Source organism: Bradyrhizobium sp. STM 3561, from assembly GCF_045571455.1.
GTDB lineage: Bacteria > Pseudomonadota > Alphaproteobacteria > Rhizobiales > Xanthobacteraceae > Bradyrhizobium > Bradyrhizobium vignae.
The window spans coordinates 5,592,896-5,617,789 of the sequence record NZ_CP120695.1 but is presented as its reverse complement, the minus strand read 5'-3'; the positions used below and the strand labels follow the sequence as shown (position 1 = coordinate 5,617,789).

General features: G+C 65.3%; 20 protein-coding genes. 6 read left to right on the top strand and 14 right to left on the bottom strand.

All coding sequences use genetic code 11. The annotated features are described in order from the left end of the window. Positions 1-4 precede the first annotated feature (4 nt). On the bottom strand, positions 5-3,004 hold the full coding sequence (gene putA / locus P6U28_RS26575; protein ID WP_122401135.1) for a bifunctional proline dehydrogenase/L-glutamate gamma-semialdehyde dehydrogenase PutA: 3,000 nt from the start codon (positions 3,002-3,004) through the stop codon (positions 5-7). Positions 3,005-3,118: 114 nt separating this feature from the next. Here putA and P6U28_RS26570 point away from each other — a divergent pair, with 114 nt between their 5' ends. After that, positions 3,119-3,580: an Lrp/AsnC ligand binding domain-containing protein gene (locus tag P6U28_RS26570; protein WP_122401136.1), complete on the top strand. Its 462-nt coding sequence runs from the start codon at positions 3,119-3,121 to the stop codon at positions 3,578-3,580. Between the two features lie 168 nt (positions 3,581-3,748). On the opposite strand, the gene P6U28_RS26565 is transcribed toward P6U28_RS26570, so the two are convergent. From P6U28_RS26565 to P6U28_RS26550, 4 genes are all read right to left on the bottom strand, one after another. After that, positions 3,749-3,949: a cold-shock protein gene (locus P6U28_RS26565; RefSeq protein ID WP_008563500.1), complete on the bottom strand. Its 201-nt coding sequence runs from the start codon at positions 3,947-3,949 to the stop codon at positions 3,749-3,751. A 208-nt stretch (positions 3,950-4,157) separates the two neighbouring features. After that, positions 4,158-4,466, bottom strand: a complete 309-nt coding sequence (locus tag P6U28_RS26560; protein ID WP_162500136.1) for a cytochrome c — start codon at positions 4,464-4,466, stop codon at positions 4,158-4,160. Between the two features lie 12 nt (positions 4,467-4,478). Continuing rightward, on the bottom strand, positions 4,479-5,678 hold the full coding sequence (locus tag P6U28_RS26555) for a molybdopterin-dependent oxidoreductase (RefSeq protein WP_122401138.1): 1,200 nt from the start codon (positions 5,676-5,678) through the stop codon (positions 4,479-4,481). A 337-nt stretch (positions 5,679-6,015) separates the two neighbouring features. Beyond that, positions 6,016-7,749, bottom strand: a complete 1,734-nt coding sequence (locus tag P6U28_RS26550) for an adenylate/guanylate cyclase domain-containing protein (RefSeq protein ID WP_122401139.1) — start codon at positions 7,747-7,749, stop codon at positions 6,016-6,018. Positions 7,750-8,124: 375 nt separating this feature from the next. Between P6U28_RS26550 and P6U28_RS26545 the strand changes: the two genes are divergently transcribed. Further along, positions 8,125-9,654, top strand: a complete 1,530-nt coding sequence (locus tag P6U28_RS26545; protein WP_162500137.1) for a glycosyltransferase family 39 protein — start codon at positions 8,125-8,127, stop codon at positions 9,652-9,654. A 172-nt stretch (positions 9,655-9,826) separates the two neighbouring features. On the opposite strand, the gene P6U28_RS26540 is transcribed toward P6U28_RS26545, so the two are convergent. Both P6U28_RS26540 and P6U28_RS26535 read right to left on the bottom strand, forming a co-directional pair. Next, the gene (locus tag P6U28_RS26540) at positions 9,827-10,855 is read right to left on the bottom strand and encodes a YcjF family protein (RefSeq protein WP_122401141.1); all 1,029 of its coding nucleotides are present in this window, start codon (positions 10,853-10,855) and stop codon (positions 9,827-9,829) included. Next, the gene (locus P6U28_RS26535; protein WP_122401142.1) at positions 10,852-12,321 is read right to left on the bottom strand and encodes a YcjX family protein; all 1,470 of its coding nucleotides are present in this window, start codon (positions 12,319-12,321) and stop codon (positions 10,852-10,854) included. The genes P6U28_RS26540 and P6U28_RS26535 overlap by 4 nt, the downstream gene beginning before the upstream one ends. A gap of 183 nt (positions 12,322-12,504) precedes the next feature. On the opposite strand from P6U28_RS26535, the gene P6U28_RS26530 reads away from it, so the two are divergent. After that, on the top strand, positions 12,505-13,200 hold the full coding sequence (locus tag P6U28_RS26530; protein WP_122401143.1) for a hemolysin III family protein: 696 nt from the start codon (positions 12,505-12,507) through the stop codon (positions 13,198-13,200). Between the two features lie 65 nt (positions 13,201-13,265). Then, the gene (locus P6U28_RS26525; protein ID WP_122401144.1) at positions 13,266-14,060 is read left to right on the top strand and encodes an SDR family oxidoreductase; all 795 of its coding nucleotides are present in this window, start codon (positions 13,266-13,268) and stop codon (positions 14,058-14,060) included. A gap of 194 nt (positions 14,061-14,254) precedes the next feature. Here P6U28_RS26525 and P6U28_RS26520 read toward each other — a convergent pair whose 3' ends face one another. Then, positions 14,255-14,710, bottom strand: a complete 456-nt coding sequence (locus P6U28_RS26520; RefSeq protein ID WP_122401145.1) for a MarR family winged helix-turn-helix transcriptional regulator — start codon at positions 14,708-14,710, stop codon at positions 14,255-14,257. A 77-nt stretch (positions 14,711-14,787) separates the two neighbouring features. On the opposite strand from P6U28_RS26520, the gene P6U28_RS26515 reads away from it, so the two are divergent. Further along, entirely contained in the window at positions 14,788-15,564 is a 777-nt protein-coding gene (locus P6U28_RS26515) for an SDR family NAD(P)-dependent oxidoreductase (RefSeq protein WP_122401146.1), read from the top strand. 172 nt (positions 15,565-15,736) lie between these two features. On the opposite strand, the gene mdlC is transcribed toward P6U28_RS26515, so the two are convergent. The 4 genes from mdlC to P6U28_RS26495 all read right to left on the bottom strand — a co-directional run bounded on the left by mdlC (position 15,737) and on the right by P6U28_RS26495 (position 20,680). Further along, positions 15,737-17,359 (bottom strand): benzoylformate decarboxylase, encoded by a 1,623-nt coding sequence (gene mdlC, locus P6U28_RS26510; RefSeq protein WP_122401147.1) that lies wholly within the window; start codon positions 17,357-17,359, stop codon positions 15,737-15,739. A 175-nt stretch (positions 17,360-17,534) separates the two neighbouring features. After that, entirely contained in the window at positions 17,535-18,386 is an 852-nt protein-coding gene (locus tag P6U28_RS26505; protein ID WP_122401148.1) for a MaoC family dehydratase N-terminal domain-containing protein, read from the bottom strand. Between the two features lie 14 nt (positions 18,387-18,400). Then, positions 18,401-19,501: a CaiB/BaiF CoA transferase family protein gene (locus tag P6U28_RS26500; RefSeq protein ID WP_407120243.1), complete on the bottom strand. Its 1,101-nt coding sequence runs from the start codon at positions 19,499-19,501 to the stop codon at positions 18,401-18,403. Between the two features lie 9 nt (positions 19,502-19,510). Then, complete coding sequence (locus tag P6U28_RS26495) at positions 19,511-20,680, bottom strand: acyl-CoA dehydrogenase family protein (protein WP_122401150.1); 1,170 nt, start codon at positions 20,678-20,680, stop codon at positions 19,511-19,513. A gap of 125 nt (positions 20,681-20,805) precedes the next feature. Here P6U28_RS26495 and P6U28_RS26490 point away from each other — a divergent pair, with 125 nt between their 5' ends. After that, positions 20,806-21,726 (top strand): LysR substrate-binding domain-containing protein, encoded by a 921-nt coding sequence (locus P6U28_RS26490; protein ID WP_122401151.1) that lies wholly within the window; start codon positions 20,806-20,808, stop codon positions 21,724-21,726. 279 nt (positions 21,727-22,005) lie between these two features. Here P6U28_RS26490 and P6U28_RS26485 read toward each other — a convergent pair whose 3' ends face one another. After that, positions 22,006-23,280 (bottom strand): cytochrome P450, encoded by a 1,275-nt coding sequence (locus P6U28_RS26485; protein WP_122401153.1) that lies wholly within the window; start codon positions 23,278-23,280, stop codon positions 22,006-22,008. Between the two features lie 136 nt (positions 23,281-23,416). After that, the gene (locus P6U28_RS26480) at positions 23,417-24,682 is read right to left on the bottom strand and encodes a cytochrome P450 (RefSeq protein WP_122401154.1); all 1,266 of its coding nucleotides are present in this window, start codon (positions 24,680-24,682) and stop codon (positions 23,417-23,419) included. Positions 24,683-24,894: the final 212 nt, after the last annotated feature.

Here is a 24,894-nt window from a genome sequence, read left to right as displayed (position 1 = left end):
GGCCTCACTCCTCCCCCGCAAGCAGTGCCGCATTGCCGCCCGCTGCAGCCGTGTTGATCGTCACCGTCTGCTCGGTGGCGAAGCGCGCGAGGTAGTGCGGGCCGCCGGCCTTGGGGCCGGTTCCGGACAGTCCGTTGCCGCCGAACGGCTGCACGCCGACCACGGCGCCGATCATGTTGCGGTTGACGTAGATGTTGCCGACGTGGACGCGGTCGATGATGGCCTCGACCGTATCGTCGATGCGGGAGTGCACGCCGAGGGTGAGCCCGTAGCCGGTGCGCTCGATGGCCTGCAACACGCGCGCGAGGTTCTCGGCGCGATAGCGCACGACATGCAGGATCGGCCCGAAGACCTCCTCGGTGAGCTGACCGGCCTCCTTGAGCTCGAAGATGTGCGGCGCGACGAAGCAGCCCTCCGGCGCCTGGCCTGCAAAGTGCAGCCGCGCCTCGCGCTTCATCCGCGCGATATGCGCATCGAGGCGCTGCTTTGCCTCCGTGTCGATCACCGGCCCGACATGCGTCGCGACGTCAGAGGGATCGCCGATCTTGAGCTCGCGCGCGGCGCCCGCGATCATCTCGATCATGCGGTCGGCGACATCCTCCTGCACGAACAAGAGCCGCAGCGCCGAGCAGCGCTGGCCGGCGGAGCGGAACGCGGAGGTGACGACATCGTCGGCGACCTGCTCGGGCAGTGCGGTCGCGTCCGCGATCATGGCGTTGATGCCGCCGGTCTCTGCGATCAGCGGCACGATCGGCCCGTCCTTGCCCGCGAGCGTCCGATTGATGCTGCGGGCGACCTCGGTCGAACCGGTGAAGACGACGCCGGCGATGTCCTGGTGTGCGGTCAGCACCGCCCCGATACGGCCGTCGCCGGTGACGAGATGCAGCGCGCTCCTGGGGATGCCGGCCTCGTGCAGCAGCGCGACGGCCTCATGTGCGATGCGCGGGGTCTGCTCGGCGGGTTTTGCGACCACGCTGTTGCCGGCCATCAGCGCCGCCGTGACCTGGCCGAGGAAGATCGCCAGTGGAAAGTTCCACGGCGAGATCGCCACGAACACGCCGCGGCCGCGCAGGCTAAGCGCGTTGCTCTCGCCGGTCGGGCCCGGCATGGCGGCATCGTTCCCGAACAGCTTGCGGCCCTGCGCGGCGTAGTAGCGGCAGAAGTCCGCGGCCTCGCGCAGCTCCGACAGCGCGTCGTCCAGCGTCTTGCCGCCCTCGCTTTGCAACAGCGTGATGAAACGGGCACCCCGGCACTCCAACAGATGCGCGGCCTGCTCCAGCGCTGCCGCGCGTGCGCCCGCCGGCGCCCGGCTCCAACTGGCGAAGCCCGCGCGCGCAGCGGCTACCGCCGCGTTGGCCTGATCCGGCGTCGCGTTGGTGACGGACTTGAGATCGGCTGCTTCCGCCTTGACGTCGGCCAGCAGCCGGTCGAGCGCGGCACGCTCACCGAATTCGATGCCGCGCGAATTGCGCCGCTCCGGCGCGAACAGATCTGCCGGCAACGGAATCCTGGGATGAGCGGCCTGTTGCGGTCGGCCGACGGCATCCGCCGGGCGCTGCAGCAGCGCCGAAACCGGCACGCGATAATCGGCGGCCTGCGCCACGAACGAGGAGTTGGCGCCGTTCTCCAGCAGCCGTCGCACCAGATAGGCGAGCAGGTCGCGATGGCTGCCCACGGGCGCATAGGTGCGGTAGGCGATGTCTGGGTGATCCTCGGCAAGCTGCTCGTAGAGCGCTTCGCCCATGCCGTGCAGGCGCTGGAATTCGAATCCGCCGCTGTCAGCGGCAAGCTCCAGCACGGTCGCGACCGTCAGCGCATTGTGGGTGGCGAATTGCGGGAAGATGCGCGGCCGCAGGCTCAAGAGTTTCGAGGCGCAGGCGACGTAGTTGAGATCCGTCATCGCCTTGCGCGTGAACACGGGATAGCCGTCGAGGCCGCGCTCCTGCGCGCGCTTGATCTCGGTATCCCAATAGGCGCCCTTGACCAGCCGGACCATCAGCTTGCGGTCATGCGCACGCGCCAGCGCATCGACATAGTCGATCATCGCGCTGGCGCGCTTCTGATAGGCTTGGATCGCCAGGCCAAATCCGTCCCAGCCGGCAAGTGAGGCATCGGCGAGCGTCGCTGCGATCACGTCGAGCGACAGCTCCAGCCGGTCGGCCTCCTCAGCGTCGACGGTGAAGTTGAGGTCGTGGGCTTTGGCGCGCTGCGCGAGGTCCAGCAGTTGCGGCACCAGTTCGGCCATTACGCGCGCGCGGCTGATCGCCTCGAAGCGCGGATGCAGCGCCGAAAGTTTTACCGAGATCCCGGGTCGGTCGGGCAGGGGATGGTTGCCAGCCGCTTTGCCGATCGTCTCGATGGCACTGGCATAGGCGTCGAAATAGCGCCTGGCGTCCGCCGCCGTGCGCGCGCCTTCGCCAAGCATGTCGAAGGAATAGCGCGGCTTCTGGCCCGAGCGCGGCCGGGCCCGCTCCAGCGCCTGCTCGATGGTTTCGCCCAGCACGAAATGATTGCCCATCAGCCGCATCGCCTGGCGCGTGGCGGTGCGCACCGCCGGTGCGCCCAGACGCTTCACCAGCCGGCCTATGGTGCCGTCGGGCGTCTCGCCGGGCTGGATCACCCGCGCCGACAGGCCGAGCGCCCAGGCCGAGGCGTTGACCAGGAACGCGGTGGACTTGGTCTCGTGGTGGATGAAGTCGCCCTCGCCGAGCTTGTCCTCGATGAACTGGTCGGCGGTCCGGGCATCGGGCACGCGCAGCAGCGCTTCCGCCAGCACCATCAGCGCGAGCCCCTCCTTGGTCGAGAGCGCGAACTCCCGCAGCATATCCTCGATCCCGCCGAGGCGGTCGTCGCGCTTGCGGATCGCCTCGATCAACCGCGTCGCGGCGCGGTCGATCCGCGCATCCTGCGGAGGGCTCAGATGGGCCGATGGCAACAGGCGCGCAGCAATGTCGGCGTCGTCAGGGGCGTAGGGAGCAGTGAAGGGCGGCGGGATGTTCGGCATGGCGTGTCCTGTGGCTGAAATTCAGGATAAAGCCCGCATGACCGTAGTTCGATAGACAATTTAGTCGATTTGCCTTAGAAAATGAAGATCATTCACCATTAAGCCTCGTAAGATATGGAACTTGATCGCATCGACCGGAGAATCCTCTCGATTTTGCAAGAGGACGGGCGCATCGCCAATGTCGAGCTCGCCGAGCGCATTGGCCTCTCGCCGACCTCGATCGGCGAGCGGCTGAAGCGCTTGCAGCGCGAGGGGTTCGTCGAGGGCTATGGCGCGCGGCTCAATCCGCACCGGCTCGGCCTCGGCTTGCTCGTGTTCGTCGAGGTGCTGCTCGACAAGACCACACCCGACAATTTCGAGCGCTTTGCGCGCGCGGTGAAGCTCGCGCCCGAGGTGCTGGAGTGTCACATGGTTGCCGGCGGCTTCGACTATCTTGTGAAGGCGCGGCTTGCGGACATGACCGCCTATCGACGCTTTCTCGGCGAGACCCTGCTGTCGATGCCGGGCGTGCGCGAGACGCGGACCTATGCGGTGATGGAGGAGATCAAGCGCGACGCACCATTGCCGGTGGGTTAGCGCAGTGCTGTCGCGATTGTCATTGCTGTAGTCGGAAAGGCGGTCTTTGCAGGAAAAATAGTCATCCTCGTGCAATCGCAACGCCTGTCGTCGAATGCACCGGCCGTCTTCTTAAATTTTTTGGCCCGCTCCCGGACAGATCCGGGAGGCAGCAAAGGCTGCGCGGGCTTATACTTTGAGGTTCTCCGCGGAGGTCTTGCCCCGGTTTGCGATCTCTTCGTATTCCACCGTCTGTCCCTCGTTGAGGGTGGACAGACCGGCTTTCTGCACCGCCGAGATATGCACGAACACATCCTTGCCACCCGACGCAGGCTGGATAAATCCATAACCCTTCGTCGGGTTGAACCACTTGACCGTACCTTTAGCCATCACGACTTCTCCGCGGGTCTTCCTCCGAGATCTCGAACCGCCAGTCCCCGCCAACCAGCCGGTTCGGTCATAGCAGGATACGCGGAATGTGGCAGGCTTGGTAGCTCAAACCACATCGGCATTTCGCCGAATTCCGCTCAACTTCGCGGCGTTTTTGCCGGTTTTGCCCGTTTCGCGGTCAAATGGCCCAGACGCGTCTCACCAACCGTCAATACGTCGCTGCCAGATAATCGACGATCTTGCCGACATCGGCATCGTCGATCGGTGCGCCATAGACCTTGATCATCTTGGTCACCTCGGCCTGCCAGAAGCCCTTCTTGTCCTTCATCGGCGGCTGCGTGGCGATGTAGTCGGACGAGTGGCAGGCGCTGCAATTGCCCTGCACGACCTCGAGATTGGGCCCCGGCTTGAACGCCGCGATCTCGTCGGGGGTCTTGTAATTGACCGGCGCGGCAAACGTTGAACCCACTGCCGCGGCGAGGGTGAGCGCGATGGCGAGGAGAACGGTGCGCTGCATGATCAGTCTCCTTCAGGCCACCGTCACGCGGACGGTTTCGACGACATTGCGCAAATAACCCGCCGGGTTCCAGCGCGGCGTATCCGGCTGTGTCTCGCCGCCATTGCCGGTGGCGCGGACCTTGAGCTCATGGCTGCCTGCCGCGAGCTTCACCGGCAGCTTCCATTCGCGGAAGGCGTACTTGCCGAGGTCCCTGCCGAGCTTTGCGCTCACCCAAGTCTGCCCGCCGTCGGTGGAGACCTGGACCTCCTTGATGCCCTTGCCGCCGTCGAAGGCGATGCCGCGCAGGGTGGTCGCTCCCGCCTTCAGCTTGGCGCCATCGGGGACGCTGGTGATGAAGGAGCGGATGGTGAAGCGGTTGATCGGGATCGTTGCCTTCGGCGCGGTGCCCGGCTCGACCGCGTTGTTGGGCGTGTCAGGGATGCGATAGGCCGACTTCATCCAGAAGCCGTCATAGACGTTGTCGATGACGGTGATCTCGTTGAGGTGCTTGACCCAGTAGGTGCCGTAATAACCGGGCACGATCAGGCGCAGCGGGAAGCCGTTGAGGAACGGCAGGTCCTCGCCGTTCATGCCATAGGCCAGCATCACCTCGCCGTCGGTGGCGTGATCGATGTCGAGGGCCTTGATGAAGTCCGGCGTCTTGTCGTTGACCGGCCCGTCCATGCCGTTGAACGTCACCTGCTTGGCGCCGGTCTGAACGCCCGCCAACTCCAGCACCGCCTTCAGCGGCACGCCGCGCCAGCGCGCACAGCCCATCGCGCCATTGGCGAGCTGGCCGCCGGCGACGCGCGGCTCGAAGAAGCCGCGGCTGTTGCCCGAGCACTGGTTGACGGCGACGATCTCCGTCGCCTTCATCTTCCTGATGTCTTTCAGCGACAATTTCAGCGGCTTGTCGACCTTGCCCTTGACCTCGAGCGTGAACTTGTCGGGGTCGAGATTGTAGGGCAGGTCGGAGAGGTGATAGCGCACGAAGAACGCGTTGTTCGGCGTGATCGGGCCGTCATTGAACACCGCAAACGGCGTCTCGAGCTGTGGCGGCCGGCTGGTGAGGCCGATCATTGGCCGCTTCTGCGGATATTTCACCAGCGGCCGTTCGCCATTGGCGAAGGGCAGGGTGACGGTGTCGAGTGCCAGCGCCTTGGTGGAATTCAGTGTGGCCGCAAGCGCGGCAAGCCCCGCTCCTTTGAGCAGGTCGCGTCGATCGAACATTCTGGTCTCCTCCCGGAGCTTTTCGTTGGACCAGCGGTCATCACCGTAAGACCCGTGCTCATCTGTCGCAACGATTTGGATGATGTCAATTCGTGCTTTCGCAGCAAGCCCATGCCGCTGCGTTGCAGCAGGCCGGTGTTACGCGGCGCGAGGAGAGAGTGGCGAGTCGTGGCGGCAGCGGCGGTGCGCTCGCCCTCTTCTGCTTGCGGGAGAGGTCGGCGCAAAGCGCCGGGTGAGGGCTCTTTCCTCTAGGGGATTGTCCCGTCGCGGAGAGACCCTCTCCCCAACCTTCCCCCGCAAGCGGGGGACAGAGCGCACCTGTCGCTTGGCTCGCGCCTCACGCCGCAACGCGCTCGCGTCCATCGACCAGCGCCCCCAGCTCCCTCACATCAGCGATCACGCGGACGGCCATCGGCTCGTCGCGGCCGCGGATTGCGACCTCCTGCTGCGGCAGGGCGTCCCCTGCAAGGTCCGCGGTGCGGCGGACCTCCTCCGAGACGATGGCCTCGCAGGCCAGCGTCTTGGTCATGTCCTGCAGGCGGGCGGCGACGTTGACGGCATCGCCGAGCGCGGTGAAGACGATGTGATCGCGATAGCCGATGTCGCCGATGATGACCTCGCCGCCATGGATGCCGATGCCGAAGCGGATCGGCTGGCGCAGATCGTGGCTCAAGAGCGCGTTGAGCTCGTCGATATGCATCGCGATGCTGCTGGCAGCCTTCAGCGCCTGCCGGCAGGCGGTCGGCGGATCGGCCGACAGCCCGAAAAGCGCCAGCATGCCGTCGCCGACGAACTGGTTCGGCTGCCCGCCGCTCTCTATCACGGCCTGCGAGACCGCGCCGAGGAAGCGGTTGACGATGAAGACCGTGTCGAACGGCAGCCGCTTCTCGGCGAGCTGCGTCGAGCCGCGCATGTCCACGAACAGGCTGACGAGATAGCGTTCCTGGCCGATGCGCGCCGGCGTCGAGGCCTGTCCATCCGCCGCATGCGTGTGGGGCGTGAAGAGCTGGAAGAAAGAGAGGTCGCAGTCCGGACGCAGCTGGCACGCAAGTCGGATCGACGGATCGGCGGTGCCGACGCGAGCGAGCACGAAGGCCTCGCGCTGCGATGGCTGGGGCAGGGCGCCATGGTCGCCGATGATGCGGATGCGGCAGGTCGAGCAACGGGCGCGGCCGCCGCAGACGCTGGCATGTGGCACGTTGTGGCGCAGACTCGCCTCCAGCACGGAGAGACCCTTTGGCACGCGCACCGTCTTGCCATTGCCGTAGGACAGGACAATCGTGCCACCGCGCCGTTCGCGCCAGGCGCGCACGCCGCGCGCCGCCAGCGCCAGTCCCAGCAACCCGAAATATCCGACGGTGAGGCCGCCGGTGATGCGGTCGAGCGTGTCGGCCTCCGCGACGCTGCCGACCTGGCGACGTGCGAGGTTGTGCGTGCGCCATTCGCCGTCGTCGGCCTCGAGTTCGACGCTACGGCCGCCCTGGTAGATGCCGAGCAACGACAACGTCGGGATCAGCACGGCGGCCGCGAGCAGATAGGGCGCCGCGCGCGTGAAGAACGGCTTGAGGCGAAGCCAGAAATAGATGCCGATGCAGCCGTGCACCCAGGCGATGAGAAGCAGGATCGTCATCTGCCAGAGCCGGCCCGGCGCCGCGACGAAGAACAGGTAGAGCTCCTGCGGATAGAGCTTCTGGTGTCCGTACAGCGTCTGGCCGAGGCGCACGCCGATCACATGCGCCATCACGAGAGCCGGAATGCTCAGTCCCAGCACGAGCTGCAGCGGCTCGATCGTCCGCCAGCGGAACTGCCGGCGCTGATACAGCGCGTAAATCCCGAGCCCCATATGGGTCAGCGCGGCCGTGTAGAACACGATCGCGACCGGCAGGAACTGCCAGAACAGGGTGTGGTAGTAGACCCCGATCTCCATGGCATCGACCGAGATGTTGCCGAGCGCATGGTTGAGGAAATGGCTGACCACATAACAGAACAGGATGATGCCGCAGATGAGCCGCACCTGCCGCGCGCTGGTCGCGCGGACGAGTTCGGGCATATGGACGGGAGCGGTGGCCATGATTCGGTTGTATCAGTTCATCGAGAAGAACAGCCAGCGTAGCGTTTAATTCCCCCCGCGGACAGCTCGCCCGATCACATGCGCGGCAAGCCGCCACCGTCGTCCCGGACAAGAGGGCCCCAGGCGCGTGCCGACCCAGGACCCATAACCACAGGATCGGCTTGCGCGCGAGCTGGCAACCGCGAGCCTTCGCCAAACTCCTCGCTGTGGTTATGGGGCCCGGATAAGCGCTCGCTCCGCGCGCTTGTCCGGGACGACAGCGCGAATGGGCTCCCCGCATTGACTCCCCCTCCCAGGTTGGCGAAAAGCGCGGCCGTGACGACAGCCTCTGACATCATCAAGCCCCTCCGCGGCGGCGCGCGCCGACCTCTAGTCATGGCGGCAGTGATCATCGCCGCGATGACCGTGCTCCGCATCGTCTATGCCTGCGCGATCGAGCTGCGCACCGATGAAGCCTATTACTGGACCTGGTCAAAGGAGGCTGCGCTCAGCTTCCTCGATCATCCCCCGGGAATCGCCTGGCTGATCCGTTTCGGAACCGCGATCTTTGGCGACACCACTCTCGGCGTTCGCTTCGGCGGCATCGTCGCGATGCTGGTGATGCAGCTGCTGCTCGGCGACCTCGTCCGCCGCCTCACGCATGATACGCGTGCGATTGTGGTCGCCGTGCTGATGCCGGAGGCTGCGCTCTATTACGGCCTGTTGATGGCCAAGGTCGCGCCCGATGTTGCGATGATTCCGTGTGCAATGGCGATGGTTTGGTCGCTGGTGCGGCTGGCGCAGAGCGGCGATGGCCGCTGGTGGCTCGCGGCCGGCCTGTTCGCGGGCCTCTCGGTGCTGTCGAAATTCACCGCGATCATGTTCGCACCCGCAGTGGCTGCCTTCCTGCTGGTGCCGGACTGGCGCTGGCGTTGGTTGCGCAGTCCCTACCCTTACCTCGCCATGCTGGTCGCGATCGCCGCGTTCTCGCCGGTGCTGATCTGGAATGCACAGCACGACTGGGCCTCGTTCCGTTTCCAGGGCGTGCGCGCCACCGCCAGTTACGGCATCTCGCTGCGCACGATCGGCGACTACATCGGCCTGCAATTCGGCCTGGTCGGCTTTGTCATGCTGCCGGTGGTGCTGACGGGCCTGGTGTTGACGGCGCGGCGCGGCTATCGCATGCGCGAGCCGGTCGCGATCCTCTTGTCCACCGCGGTGCTGGTGCCGTTTCTCTATTTCCTCGTGAAATCGCTGACACTTCGCGTCGGCGACACCTGGCCGATGTTCATGTGGCCGGTGGGCTTTGCGGCCGCCGCGGTGAACCTCGCCACGATGACGAAAGAGGGCTGGTCGGCCCGAATGCTCAAATCGACACTGGTCTGGGTCAACACGGCGATCGTCTCGGGCATCGCTTTCGTCGTTCTCGTGTTTCTCTATTACGTCGTCGCGCCCTGGAATCTGCTCGGCAAGATTGATCCGATCGGCGCCGAGGCCGGCTACGAGCAGGTCGCCGCGCGCGCGCAGGCTGCACTCGACGAGACCGGCGCCACCTGGATCGCGACCACCGACTATCGCACCTATGCCATGATGCGCTGGTTGTTCCGGGGCCGTGTGCCCGTGATCGAGCTCAACGAGCGCGGCCGCTTCCAGGATTTCCGCGATCCCGGCATGGACAAGATCAGGGGACATGCGGGGATCTATGTCGGGCGCGAACCGGACGATCGTTCGTCGCTGTGGGAGCGTATCCCGGCGAAACGCGAGCAACTTGGCGAGGTCGAGCGCCGTTGGCGCGGCCTCGTGATGGACACTTATGTGCTGGAGAAGCTGACCGGCTGGACCCCGGAGCTCTCGCCGCCGAAGGACTCGCCGCTATTCCAGTGGAAGGTGCTGGCGGGAGAAACCGAAAAGCGGGAGCGCGCCTAAAGCGCGATGAGATTTGGATGAATCGTCATCGCGCTTTAGCTTGTTGTTTACGCATGATCTTTCCGGAAAACCGCTTCGCACTTTTCCGGATCATGCTTTAGCGCGGCATGCTCCGAACTTCCTTCTCCTCTTGCAAGGGGAGAGGGTGCAGCCAGCACGTGCCGCGAAGAAACTACTCTTCCCCGTCCTTCTTCCGCAAGAGATCCGTTGCCAGATCCGACAGTTTCGGCGGCGGCAAGGCCGCGAACGGCAGCGGCCGCGTCACGTCGATCGCGGCCAATCCCAGCCGCGCCGTCAGCAGCCCGTTCAGCACGCCTTCACCCAGTCGCTGCGACAGCTTCGCCGCGATGCCGTGGCCGAGCATCTGCTGCACCAGGCTGTCGCTCGCGGCCATGCCGCCGGTGATGGCGAGATGGGCGATGACGTGGCGGAGCAGGCGGATCATGCCGAGTGCGCCGGGACGACCGCCATAGAGATAGGCGAGTTGGCGGATCAGGCGCAGCGCGGCGACGAACACGAACAGCACGTCGATCGCGGCGCGGGGCGAGACCGCCGTGACGATCGAGACCTTTTGTGCCGCTGACGAGACCAGCCGCCGCGCCTCGGCATCCAGCGATGACATCAACTCGCGCTCCGCGAGGCGGATCATGTCGGCGCCGTCGATGATCTCGCCGGCATGGCTTTCCAGCGTGGCGCGGGCGCGCGCCAGCTGCGGGTTCTGGTGCGCGATCTTGAGCAGGTCCTGCACGATGACGCGGCTCTCTTTCCGGTCGTCGCTGGCCAGCACCGCGGCGGCGCGCTGATGCAGCTTCTCGATGGTCGCGAGGCGGGCCAGCCCGAACGCCTCGCGCCCGATCACTACGGCGAGCGCCAGCGCAGTGACGAAGGCGAAGGCAAGGCCGATGAAGCCGAGGCTTTCGCTGCGCGCAAACAGATCCTCGATCAGACGGATCACGCCAAGCCCGGTGCCGAGCAACGTCAGCCCTGCGAGGCCGGACCAGAACAGCGTGCCCCAGGGAACGCCGCGCCGCGCCGGCAGCGCAGCTTCAACCGGCACCGGCAGCGCCATGAGATCTGGTTCCGGCGTGATCTGGATCGTGTCGCGACCGATCCGTCCCGCTTCATCGGCCTCGGTGACGAGGACGCCGGGATCGTCGAGCCGGAACGTCGCCGGCCGCCGCGGCTGGGATCGGTCGTTCATGCGAGCTTGTCTCCGATCAGGAACTGCAAGGCACGGTCGAGGCGGATGTGTGGCAACACGGGCTCGTCGTTGCCCGCGCGTTCGAGCTTCGGCGGGCGGAAGCGCAGGAAACGGAAATCGCTCCTCTCGGCGGCCTCTGTCGCGAGCCCGCGGAACGCATCGGTGCCGCGGAACAGCGGCTCGGGATCGTCGGGCAGATCACCCGGAAAGGTCGCAACCTCCGTGTTGCCGTCGAAGAACTCGCCGCCGGCACTTTCGCCCGCGGCCGGCGTTCCCAGGATCGACGGCAGTTTATCCCGGCCACGCGCCACCTGCGCCTCGCGCGTGGCACGCACGGCGGCGAGCGCCACCACGTCGATCGCCGCGCCGGTGTTTTCCGCCCGCGCAACGGCACGGGTGACCGCGCGGCGCAGCACGGCCTCGAGCCGGTCGTGACTGGAATGATGCAGATGATCAGCCTTGGTCGCCGCGAACAGGATGCGGTCGATGCGCGGCCGGAACAGGCTGGAGAGCAAGGTGCTGCGGCCGATGTTGAAGCAGTCGAGAATGCCGGCGAGCGCGGCCTCGAGGTCGTGCAGCGCCTCGGGGCCGGAGTTGAAGGCGGCGAGCGCGTCGGCCAGCACGATCTGGCGATCGAGCCGCGCGAAATGATCGCGGAAGAACGGCCGCACCACGACGTCCTTGTAGGCTTCGAAGCGCCGCACCATCATCGCCCATAGCGATCCCTCAGGCGCCTGCCCGCCGGCGGGCGCATCGAGCGGCGCAAAGGTCAGCGCGGGTGAGCCTGCGAGATTGCCGGGCATCAGGAAGCGGCCGGGCGGCAACAGGCTCATCGCAAACCGCTCGTCGCGGCAGGCGCGCAGATAATCGGTGAAGAGCTTTGCGGCCGTCAGCGTCGCCTGCTCGTCCTCGCGCGCTTGGGGCTTGAGCGTTGCGAGATGGGTGTGCCATTCGGTCGCGAGATGCGCGCGCGGCGCTTCGCGCGACAGCGCCAGGCTTTCGGCGGACCATTGCTCGTAGCTCTTCTGGAGCAGCGGCAGGTCCAGCAGCCATTCGCCGGGATAGTCGACGATGTCGAGCGTCAGCGTGCGATCGGCGCCGGTCGGGCGCTGGTAGTTGATAACGAGCCTGAGCTCGCTGATGTCCACGGTCGAGTTCGGCCAGCGCCGTTCCTCGACCAGCGCGCGCAGATGGTTCTCATAGGCAAAGCGCGGCACGGCATCATCAGGCTGCGGCGCCAGATGCGCCCGCGCGATCCGACCCGAGTCATAGGCTTCGAACACCGGAAACCGGCCGCCGCGCGTCAGCCCATGGATCAGCGCGGTGATGAATACGGTCTTACCGGCGCGCGACAGGCCGGTGACACCAAGCCGCACCGTCGGATTGAAGAAGTGCTCGCCATAGTCGATCAGCGCCCGCGCCGACAGCCGCGCCTCCTCGACCATATCCTGGAAACTGAATGCCATATGAACGTGAGGGGATCTCGGGCGAGGGATACGCAGAACGGATTAGTCACAAAAGTGGCAATTGCCTGAGGAAAATCAAGCTTTCATACTTCCACCGCCTTTGTCGGCAAATCAGCCGTTTGAACGATACGCCGATCCCGAAAGACCCATGCAAGAGGGCATTGCCACGCTTTGCGGATTGCCATGACCGTCTTCCAAATGAAACAGTTCGCGTCCGATTCTGTCCACGCTGCAGCCGACGCGATCGGCTGGAACTACGACCGCGCCGAGCTGATCGCCGACGGCATCATCCATGCGATCGGCGTGCTCTCCGGCATCATCGCCGCGACCGTCCTGGTGGTGCTGGCGGCGGTCTATTCCGATGTCACCGACATCGTCGGCGTGTCGATCTATGTCGCTGGTCTGCTCTCGATGCTGGTGCTGTCGGCGACCTATAATCTCTGGCCGGTGTCGCCGGCCAAGTGGCTGCTGCGGCGGTTCGACCATTCCGCGATCTACCTGCTGATCGCGGCGACCTACACGCCATTCATCCTGGAGCTCAAGGACAGCGCGTTCGCGCTGGTGCTGCTCGCCGGCGTCTGGTGCGCGGCGATATCAGGGATCGTGCTGAAGCTGCGCTATCCCGGCCGGTTCGACCGAGTCGCGGTCGGCATCTACCTCGCGATGGGCTGGAGCGGCATCATGCTCTACGACGCCGTGGTCAGGGCTCTCCCTGCGCTGGCGCTCGGCTTCATCTTTGCGGGCGGCCTGCTCTACAGCTTTGGCGTGATCTTCCACGCCTGGCGCCGGCTGCGCTTCCAGAATGCGATCTGGCACGGCTTTGTCTTGGCCGGCGCGGCATGCCATTATACCGCGGTGCTCGACCTCGTGTTGAGCTGACGAGGACCCGCGACGCGGAATGAGCGGCGCGATACAAAGCGGTACAAGACAAGAGGAGACGTCGCATGCAGGTGACCGGCAAGGTCGTGGTCGTCACGGGCGGCGCAAATGGCATCGGCAAGGCGCTGTGCGAGGCCTTTCACAATGCGGGCGCGGCCAAGGTCGTCGTCGCAGACATGGACGCCGCCAATGCGAGGGCGGTCGCGGCCATGGTCGATGGCGCCGCCTTCAAATGCGACGTCGCGCAGGAAAAGGACATCGCCCACGTCATCGAGGAGACCGAGCGGCAGTTCGGCCCTATCGAACTGTTCTGCTCCAACGCCGGCATCGGCGGCGGCTTCGATCCGATGTCGGAAAATGCCGGGGGCGCCTCGGATGAACCCTGGCAGCGCAGCTGGGCGATCCACGTCATGGCGCATGTCTATGCGGCGCGGCATCTCGTCCCCCGTATGAGGGCCCGCGGCGGCGGCTATTTCCTCAATACCATCTCGGCCGCGGGCCTCTTGTCGCAGGTCGGCAGCCCGGCTTACTCGACGACCAAGCATGCCGCGGTCGGCTTTGCCGAGAATCTCGCGATCTCGCACAAGGCCCACAACATCAAGGTCTCGATCCTCTGCCCGCAGGGCGTCGACACCAACATGCTGCGCTCCATCCCCAAGGGCCCGCAATCCGGCGACGGCGATCTCACGCCCGAGCAAGTGGCGAAAGACGTGCTCGCCGGGCTCGAGCAGGAGACATTCCTGATCCTGCCGCACCCTCAGGTGCTCGGCTACATGCGCAAGAAGACCGAGAACTACGACCGCTGGATTGGCGGCATGGCCAAGATCCAGGCCAAGATGCGAGAGGAATTCGGCAAGTGACCGCCACACCTGACGTTGTCATGCTCCGCGACCCGGCTACGCCAAGGCTTCGCCGGCGTTGAGGCCCAGGGGCGCCGAAGCTTTAGCGAAGGCGGCAAGGGGGCCATCCAGTACGCCGCGACCTATCGATTGAAACGTTGACGCCTCGGAGTACGAGATCGCCCGGAAGCCGGGCGATGGCACGGAGAGTGTGGCTAGCCCACGACCTCATCCTCCATCCGGCTCGCCCGCAGCGCCCGCGCATAGAGCATCATGCCTTCGCGCACGGTGCGCTGCTCGGCTGGCGTCAGCGCCGCCAGTGCGCCGCGCACCTGCTGACGGCCGAAGGCGTGCAGCGCCTCCAGCGTGCGACGGCCCTTCGCCGTCAGCGATAGCAGCTTGCTGCGGGCATCAAGCTCATTTGTGGTCTCCCGCAGCTCGCCGCAATCGATCAGCTTGCGCACCAGGCGGCTGACGCTGGATTTCTCCAGGCGCAGGCAGTCGCCGAGTTCGCCCGAAGTCATCGGGCCGCGGATGCCGAGCTCCAGGATGGTGTGGACCGCCGAGGGCGGATAGTCCGATGCCGCCACCGTCGCGTCCATGAAACCGAGCTCGCGCACCATCAGGCGCGAGGCGGTGCGGATGTCGTCGATCAGCGAAAGCTCGGCCATCCCTTGACTCCCGGCATATAGTTGTATCATACAACTATATGCGCGCAACGCCGCGCGCAAGCGTTTTGGAGTGGACGATGAGCGGAACGTTGCCAACCGGGATGCGGATGACAGGCAAGGTCTGCCTGGTCACGGGCGGCGGCAGCGGCATCGGCCGCGCCACGGCGCTCAGGATGGCGGCCGAGGGAGCCGAAGCGATTTTCGTCGCCGGCCGGCGCGAAGCCGAGATCGACGCCACCGCCTCAGCATGCCGCGAGCGCGGCGTGGAGGCCGTCCCGGTCAAGACCGATATCACGCAGGAGGATGACGTCGCACGGCTGGTGCGCGCGGCCGTCGAGCGCTGCGGCCGGCTCGACGTCGCCTTCAACAATGCCGGGTTCCAGGAGCGCCGCGCGCCGCTGGAAGAGCAGGGGACCGATATCTACGACAGCGTGTTCGACACCAATGTCCGCGCGCTGTTCCTGTGCTTGCGGCATCAATTGCCGGCGATGCTGGCGAAAGGCCGAGGCAGCATCGTCGTCAACGCCTCGGTCAGCGGCATGCGCAATCCCAATCCCGGCTTCTCGCTCTATTCGGCCTCCAAGGCCGCTGCGATCTCGCTGACGCGTTCGGCCGCGATGGAGAACGCTCCGCGCGGCATCCGCATCAATGCGATCGCGCCCGGCCGCGTCGTCACCGACATGATGCTGCGCGCCGGCGTCGGCGATGTCGCAACGGTCGGCGCCGGCCTGCCGCTGCGGCGGATGGGCCGCCCGGAGGAAGTCGCGGAAGCCGTGGTGTGGCTGTCGTCGGATGCGTCGTCGTATGTGGTCGGCCACGTTCTGGCGGCGGACGGGGGATTTTTGGCGTCGTAGTATGTTGGTCGGTGGCACGGCAAACTCGATGTCGTCCCGGCGAACGCCAGGACCCATAACCACAGGACGTAATTTTGCGAAGACAGATAGTTGTTCTGTCCCACGGTACTGATACCTGCGCTGAATCGATAGATCACGCGGTACGGGTCCCGGCGTTCGCCGGGATGACAACTCAGTGCTTTTGCCCGTACAGCACCGGCACCGCGGAATCCACGACGACCTCGACAAGGCTCGTGCCCTCGAACGCCATGCCGCGCTTCAGCGCCTCGCCGAGCTCTGCAGCCTTCGTCACCCGCACCGCATCGCAGCCCATGCCTTCGGCAAGCCGCACGAAATCGATTCCCGGCAGTTCCAGCCCTGGCACGCCCCGCACCTGCATCACCTGGCTGAACGAGCGCATCGCGCCGTAGCCGGAATTGTTGATGACGACGACGGTCAGCGGCAGTTTTCGTTGCACGGCGGTCCACAGCGCCTGGATGGAATACATCGCCGAGCCGTCGCCGATCAGGCAGACGGTGCGCTGCTTCGGCTTGCCCAGCGCCATGCCGACGGCAGCGGGCAGGCTATAGCCGAGCCCGCCGCTCGACATGGTGTAGAAACTGTCCTGGCCGCGCATCGGCAGGAATTTTTGCATTGCCGGCCGGTGCGAGGGCACTTCCTCGACGAGTGATGCGTCTTTCGGCATCGCCAACGACAGCGAGTGCAAGAGGAATTCGACCGGCAGCGGATCGGCAGCCTGCGGCGCCGGCGGCAGCGTGCGGCCTTTTGGCGCCGCGCGTTTGCTCTCCGGCAGTAGGTCGAGCAGCATCGAAAGTGCCGGCTTCATCGTGGCGATGATGCTGGTGCCGACCGGTGTCACCGCGGCGGCATCCGCGTCATCCGTGATCTGGAAGATGGTCGCACCGCCGTCGAAGATCGCGGCATGGCCCTCGACATGGAAGGTGAACACCGGCGCGCCGATCACGACGACGAGGTCGTGCTCGCGCAGCGCGTCGGACAGCTGCGCCGGCGAAGCGTGCAGGAAGCCCGCAAATTGCGGATGCCGCTCCGGGAACGAACAGCGCGCCGAGAACGGGCTGACCCAGACGCTGGCCTTGGCCTTCTCGGCCACACGCACCATCAGATCGACCGCACCGGCGCGGTCGATGCCGGGGCCGACGACGAGGGCAGGGTGCTTTGCGGAGCCGAGCGCTGTGACCAGCGCCCTCATCGCGTCAGGCTCTGGTCCGATCTCCCGGCTCACCTTGCGCGCCTCGATCGGGGTTGTGGCGTGCGCCCAGTCGTCGATCGGGATCGACACGAAGGTTGGCCCGCACGGCGGCTGCATCGCGGTGTAATAGGCCCGCGCGATCGCGGCCGGCACGTCCTCGGGCCGCGCCGGCTCGACGCTGTATTTGACGTAAGGGCGCGGAAACTCCGACGCGCGCTCGGCATAGAGGAACGCCTGCAGCGGCAGGATCGAGCGAGCCTGCTGGCCTGCGGTTATGACGAGCGGCGTCTGGTTGCGGTGCGCGGTGTAGATGTTGCCGAGCGCGTTGCCGACGCCTGCCGCCGAATGCAGGTTGACGAATCCGGCATTGCGCGTCGCCTGCGCGTAGCCATCGGCCATGCCGACCGCGGAGGCTTCCTGAAGCGCCAGCACGTAGTCGATGTCATCGGGCCAGTCGCTGAGGAACGGCAGCTCGGTTGAACCGGGGTTGCCGAACACCCTGTCGATGCCGAACGAGCGCAACAGGTCGAGCGTCGCCTGCTTCACGGTGACGGACTTGCTGCCGGTCTTGCCGTTCTTGGCCATGGTTTCCGTCCCTATTGTTTATGGAAGGTAGCAGCCTCACCCGTCATTGCGAGGAGCTCGCGACAAGATTGCGTTGCAATTTTGCGCTGATGCGACGAAGCAATCCAGACTGTCACCGCGGAAAGATTCTGGATTGCTTCGCTGCGCTCGCAATAGAGGAGGAGGCAGCAGCGTATCACCACACCGCCGTGCCCTTCATCGTCGGCTGTCCTTCCGCGTTCGCGGTCCACAGTTCCATGCCATCAGCGGTCTCGTTGGCGTTGACGGAGAACTCGGTGCCCTCGAACAGCGGCTGGAGCCCGCGATAGGTGAACTTCTTCGGCGCCCTGCCGCTGCGCAGCTTGGCGGCCATCTCGATGATCAGTGCCGCCTGCAGCGGGCCGTGGAAGATCAGGCCCGGATAGCCCTCGACCCTGGTGACGTAATCGCGGTCGTAATGGATGCGGTGGCCGTTGAAGGTCAGCGCGGAATAACGAAACAGCAGCACGGGATCGGAGACGTGGGTCTCGCGATGCTGTGCCCTGGGCGGCGGAGGCGGCGCCTTGGCCGTCGCGGGCGCGCTGCTCGTCATCTCGCGATAAACGATGTCCTGCCGCTCGCGGATGGCGATGCCGCGTGGGCTGGAGATGCTGTGCTCGACCGAGACGAAGCAAAGCGTGCCGGTCGAGCCCGTCTTCACCTGCACGTCGGCGATGCGCGAGGTCCGCGTCGATTCATCGCCGACCCGCAGCGGCTGCAAGAACTCGATCTCGCCGCCGGCCCACATCCGGCGCGGCAGCGGCACCGGCGGCAGGAAGCCGCCGCGGGTCGGGTGGCCGTCGGGACCGAGCATCGACATCGGAAACACCGGCTGCGCCATGCACCAGTGCACCGTGAAGGGTGCGGCATCGCCCGTCTTGGGCTCGCCGACGTCCTGGAACAGCGTCGCGCGCAGGCCCTTGACGAGCTGCGCGGTGACGATGTCGGTGGCCTCGGTGCTGCGCCCGATCCACTGCCGCAAATGATCGATGTCGAGCTTTTCGGTCATGACGCCTCGCTCTGTTACTTCTTGGCTGGTTTCTCGCCGATCGCGGGCACGGCGCCATAGCTGCGTGTCTCGCCGACGATGATCGGCGCCGGCGCAGGATAGCTGACACGGCCGTTCGGCGTATCGATCTCGATGCGGCGCAGATGCGGATGGTTGGTGAGGTCGGCCATGGTGTTGACCTCGGCGAAGGCAATGTCGGCGTCCGACAGCCGCTTCAAGAGCTCGTCGCGCGTCATCCTGCCGAAGATGTCGGCGACGGTCTTGTCGGTGAAGTCGCGGTTGCGCACGCGCTCGACCATGTTGGCGACGCGGGGATCGGCGGGCAAATCGGGCTGATCCAGCACCTTTGTGCATAGCGTCTTCCACTCGCGCTCGCTCTGGATCGAGATCAGAATGTCCTTGCCGTCCTTCGAGGTGAACACGCCGTAGGGAGCGATCGAGGGATGGCGCAGCCCCATGCGCTTGGGCGGATTGCCGGCCTCCGCATTGAGCAGCGGCACGGTGCACCAATCCGCCATCACGTCGAACATGGAGATGCGGATGTCGCAGCCCTTGCCGGTGCGGCCGCGCGCGATCAGCGCTTCCAGGATCGCCGCATGGGCCGTCGCGCCGGTTGCGACGTCGACGATCGACATGCCGACGCGCGAGGCTCCGTCGGGATTGCCGGTAATCGAGGCAAGGCCGCTCTCGGCCTGGATCAACAGATCATAGGCCTTGCGGTGCGCGTAGGGGCCCTCGTCGCCATAGCCGGTGATGGTGCACGAGATCAGCTTGGGATAATCCTTCAGCAGCCGCTCGCGCGAGAAGCCGAGCTTGTCCATCGAGCCGGGCTTGAGGTTCTGGATCAGCACGTCGGCGCTCGCGATCAGCGTCTCCAGCTCGGCGCGGCCTTCCTTCGTGGTGAGGTCGACCACGACCGACTGCTTGCCCCGGTTGAGCCAGACGAAATAGCTGCTCTGCCCCCTGGCCGCCGCATCATAGCCGCGGGCGAAATCGCCTTCGGGCCGCTCGATCTTCATCACCTCCGCCCCGGCATCGGCCAGGCGCGAGGAGCAGAACGGTGCCGCCACGGCCTGCTCGACCGCAATCACCCTGATCCCGTCAAGTGCTCCCATGATGTTGCCTCAGTACGAGCGGGGCATGCCGAGCACATGCTCGGCGACGTAGGACAGCACGAGATTGGTCGAGATCGGCGCCACCTGGTAGAGCCGCGTCTCGCGGAATTTGCGCTCGACGTCGTATTCCTCGGCAAAGCCGAAGCCGCCATGGGTCTGGATGCAGGCATTCGCCGCCTCCCAGGACGCGTCCGCCGCCAGCATTTTGGCCATGTTGGCCTCCGCGCCGCAGTCGAGCCCGGCCTCGTATTTGCGCGTGGCTTCCTTCACCATCAGCTCGGCCGCGCGCATCGAGGCGTAGGCCTTGGCGATCGGGAACTGGATGCCCTGATTTTGCCCGATCGGCCGGCCGAAAACGCTGCGCTCCTTGGCGTAGTTCGTCGCCTTGGCGATGAACCATTTGGCGTCGCCGACGCATTCGGCGGCGATCAGGATGCGCTCGGCATTCATGCCGGAGAGGATGTAGCGAAAGCCCTTGCCTTCCTCGCCGATCAAATTCTCCGCCGGCACCTTCATGTCGGTGAAGAACACCTCCGTGGTGGCGTGGTTCATCATGGTGCGGATCGGGCGGATCTCGAGGCCATTGTTCTTCGCCTCGCGCATGTCGACGATGAACACGGATAGGCCGTCCGTGCGCTTCTTGACCTGTTCCTTCGGCGTGGTGCGCGCCAGCAGGATCATCAGATCGGAATGCTCGGCGCGGCTGGTCCAGATCTTCTGGCCGTTGACGATGTAGCTGTCGTTGCCGTCCTTGCGCGCGAAGGTCTTGAGCGAGGAGGTGTCGGTGCCGCTGGTCGGCTCGGTGACGCCGAAGGCTTGCAGCCGCAATTCGCCGCTTGCGACCTTCGGCAGGTACTTTGCCTTCTGCTCGGCACTGCCGTGCCGCAGCACGGTGCCCATCGTGTACATCTGGGCATGACAGCCGCCGCCATTGCAGCCGGCGCGCTGGATCTCTTCCAGGATCGCGGCCGCAGCCGAAAGCTTCAGCCCCGCGCCGCCATACTCTTCCGGAATCAGCACCGAGAGATAGCCGGCCTCGGTCAGCGCATCCACGAACGCCTTGGGATAGGCCATCTCGCGATCGAGCTTGCGCCAATATTCGCCGGGAAACTGCGCGCAGAGCTTTGCGACGGCCTCGCGAATATCGGCGTAATCTTCGGTGTGGTGTTCTTGACTCATGGCGTTTCCAATTCTTAGCGGCAGTTAAGATAACGCCGGCCAATCCCCTGGCGTTGTGAAAACAACGCCCGCCCCCTATGCTCATTTGTTATAGCGTATGGAGTAGCCTTCCAGGATTGGCAAGCATGGATTTCCGGCAGCTCAGGACCTTCAGTTGCGTGGCGGAGCTCGGCAGCCTGTCCAAGGCCTCCGACACGCTGCGCGTGGCGCAGCCGGCACTCAGCCGGCAGATCAAGCTGCTGGAACACGAGCTGCGCACCGAATTGTTCACCCGCAACGGCCGCGGCATGGTGCTGACCGAGGCCGGGCGGCTGCTGCTGGCACGCACCTCCGGCATCGTGCGGCAGATCGACCAGATCCGCGACGACATCCAGTCGTCCAAAGGGCCGCCGTCCGGGCAAGTCGTGCTCGGACTCGTTCCAACCGTGAGCTGCGTGCTGTCGGCGCGCTTTGCGCGGCGCTGCGTCGAAAAGTTTCCCGGCATCTCGCTGCGCATCGTCGAGAGCTACAGCGGCCATCTCGTCGAATGGCTGCATCGCGGCGAAATGGATCTCGCCATCCTCTACGGCCGCTCGGCTGATCTGCATCTCACCGTGCAGAGCTTGGGCCGCGACAACATCGTCGCCGTCGGCCCGCGCGGCTGCGGCCTTGCGCGCAAGAAGAGCGTCGACATCGGCTGGCTTTTGCGGCAGCGGCTGGTGTTGCCCAGTCATTCCCACGGCCTCCGCGCCCTGATCGAGCACGCCGCCGCCCAGCGCAAGATCAAGCTCAACGTCCAGCTCGAGGCGGACTCCTTCCGCGTACTGACGAGCCTCGTCGAAGAGGGGCTCGGCTTTGCGCTGCTGCCGCCCTCCTCCGTCCACGGCGAGGTCGCGGAGGGGCGGCTGGAAACCGCGCCCGTCTCCAAGCCGATGACGCGCGAGCTCATTTTCGCATCTCCAATCGACCGCCCGGCCTCGACGGCGTCCCTCGCCATCACCGCGCTCCTGCGCGAGGAGGTCGCCGCCTGCCGCAAGGACGGCGTGTGGGACATCAAGTTGAGTTAGATGCCGTGTCGTAGAACAGTTGGGCGTCGCCTTGCCTTCGCATCTGGCGCGAGCTGACATGCCGGAATTTTATAGCTGGGACGCCAGTTCCTGGAGCATTCGGAGCGCGCTCGCCATCTCACCCTCGGCGTCATTGCCCGCGAAGGCGGGCAATCCTGTATTCCAGAGGCCGCGCGGCCAGAATCGAGAAGCCGCGGCGTACTGGATGCCCCGCCGTCGCGGGGCATGACAGCGGAGGTTGAGGAGGCTGGTTTGCCCCAAGGCAGTCCGATGAGGAGCCTACCCCGGAATCCTCACCGGCAGCGCCTCATATCCCTTGATGAAGCTGGAATAGATTCGCTTGGGCTCGCCGACCACCTCGATGCGGTCGAACCGCTTCAGCATCTCCTCCCAGACGATGCGGAGCTGCAGTTCGGCGAGCCGCATGCCGACGCAGCGGTGGATGCCGAAGCCGAAGGAGAGGTGGGTGCGCGGGCGCGGGCGGTCGATGATGAACTCGTTCGGCTTCTCGAACATCTCGTCATCGCGGTTGCCGGAGACGTACCACATCACGACGCGGTCGCCCTTCTTGATCTGCTTGCCGCCGATCTCGGTATCCTGCAACGCCGTGCGCCGCATATGAGCCAGCGGCGTCTGCCAGCGGATCACCTCCGGCACCATGGAATCGATCAGCGCCGGGTTGGCCCGCAGCTTGTCATACTGCTCTGGGTTCTCGTTCAGCGCCAGCACCGAGCCGGTCATGGTGTTGCGCGTAGTGTCATTGCCGCCGACGATGAGCAGGATGATGTTGCCCATGAGATTGTCGGGATCCATGTAGCGCGTCGCCGGGTTGTGCGCCATCAGCGACAGTAGATCGTTGCGCGGCTCGGAGTTGACGCGCTCGTTCCACAGCTTCGACATGTAGGCGTAGCACTCGTCCATCTCGCGGCGGCGTTCCTCGGCCGAGGCGACGATGCCGCTCTTGGGCAGCGCAGTGGAGACGTCGGACCAGCGCGTCAGCTTGCGCCGCTCCTCCCAGGGGAAGTCGAACAGGGTGGCCAGCATCTGCGTCGTCAGCTCGATCGAGACGCGCTCGACGAAATTGAAGGTCTCGTTGCGCGGCAGATTGTCCAGCACGGTCTGCGAGCGCTGGCGGATCAGTTTTGCCAGCTCGTCCAGATGCTGAGGGGTGAACATCGGCGACACCGTCCTGCGCTGCGCCGAATGCCGGGGCTGGTCCATCGCGATGAAGCTCGGCCAGTCGTAGCCTTCCGGCACGTCGCGGATCGAGATGCCGCCGAGCGTCGAGTCCGAGGAGAAGATGCCGTGATTGGTGTCGACATGCATGATGTCGTTGTATTTGACCACCGACCAGTACGGCTCGATCGGCGCGTTGGTGCAGTAATGCACCGGCTCTTCCTTGCGCAGCCGCTCGAACCAGGGCCACAGCGTGTCGTCCTGGAACAGCCTGGGCGCACCGGGGTGGAATTGCGACAATGGCGTCGCATAGGCCTCTTCGCGCGCCCTGCGCAGGCGTTCGGCTTTGTCCACTTTAACCGGCGCTTGGATGTTCATGGTCGTGGCTCCATCGAAGATGCACTCCGGGTGAGGGGGACTCTCTGCGAGTCCGCCTCTCAGCGTATTCGCGGAGAAGAGCCCCTCATCCCGACCCTTCCCCCGTAAGAACGGGGAGAGGGAGTTTTCAGTTCTCTCACGCCGCAATCTTCACCGGCAACGCCTCCAGCCCCTTCACGAAGCTCGAATAGACCCGCCTGGGCTCGCCGACCACATCAATATGGTCGAAACGCTTGAGGATCTCCTCCCAAACAATCTTGAGCTGGAGTTCAGCAAGCCTGAGGCCCACGCAGCGGTGGATGCCGAAGCCGAAGGAGAGATGCGTGCGCGGGCGGGCACGGTCGATGATGAAATCGTAAGGCTTTTCGATCGCCTCTTCGTCGCGGTTGCCCGAGACGTACCACATCACGACCTTGTCACCTTTCTTGATCTGCTTGCCGCGGAACTCGAAGTCGGAGAGCGCCGTGCGCCGCATATGCGCCAGCGGCGTCTGCCAGCGGATCACCTCGGGCACGAAGCTGTCGAGCAGATCAGGATTGTCGCACAGCTTGCGGTATTGCTCCGGATGCTGGCTCAGCGCGAGAATCGAACCCGACATGGTGTTGCGGGTGGTGTCATTGCCGCCGACGATCAAGAGGATGAGATTGCCGAGGAAGTTCTTCGCGTCCATGTCACGCGTGGCGGCGCCATGCGCCATCATCGAGAGCAGATCGCTCTTCGGCGGCTGCGCGATGCGCTCCTTCCACAAACGCGAGAAATACTGCGCGCACTCGGTCAGCTCGGCCTGCCGCTCGTCCTCGGTCGCGACGAGACCCTCGGGCCCGGGAATGGTGGTGGCGATGTCCGACCAGCGCGTCAGCTTGCGGCGGTCCTCCCAGGGGAAGTCGAACAGCACCGCGAGCATCTGCGTGGTGAGCTCGATCGAGACGCGGTCGACCCAGTCGAACACCTCGCCGCGGGGCAGGTTGTCCAGGCACTCGGCCGAGCGCTTGCGGATGTTGATGGCGAGGTTGTCCAGATGCGTCGGCGTGAACATCGGCGCCACGGTCTTGCGCTGCGCCGCATGGCGCGGCGGGTCCATCGAGATGAAGCTCTCGCGGCGCAGATCCGGATCGATGTCGCGGATGGTGATGCCGCCGAGCGCGGAGGCCGAGGAGAACACCGCATGGTTGGTCTCGATCTCCATGATGTCGTTGTAGCGCGTCACCGACCAGTACGGGCCGAACATCGAGTCCTTGCAGTAATGCACGGGATCTTCGCGGCGCAGGCGATCGAAATACGGCCAGAACGTATCCGTCCTGAACAATTCGGGGTCACCCGGATCGAATTGCTCCAGCGGCAATGTCGACGCGCGCTCGCGAAGTGCGTCGAGCTTGGACGCGCTCTCGATGGTCCCATGCATGACCGTTCTCCCTGGGTTCTCCGCACGTCATTTTTGAATTCTGCGCTGCGGTATTTGATTTGCAATTACAGCCGGTCGCCTGCGTCGGAGCAAGGGAGAGTTTTGCCACACCCAACCCTTGCGAGAGGCGACCTGGACCGCAGGGGGATTCGCCAGCGTGATCTCCCGCACGCCCTTGGCCGAGGAATCCTGCAAGAAATCGACTGGAATCG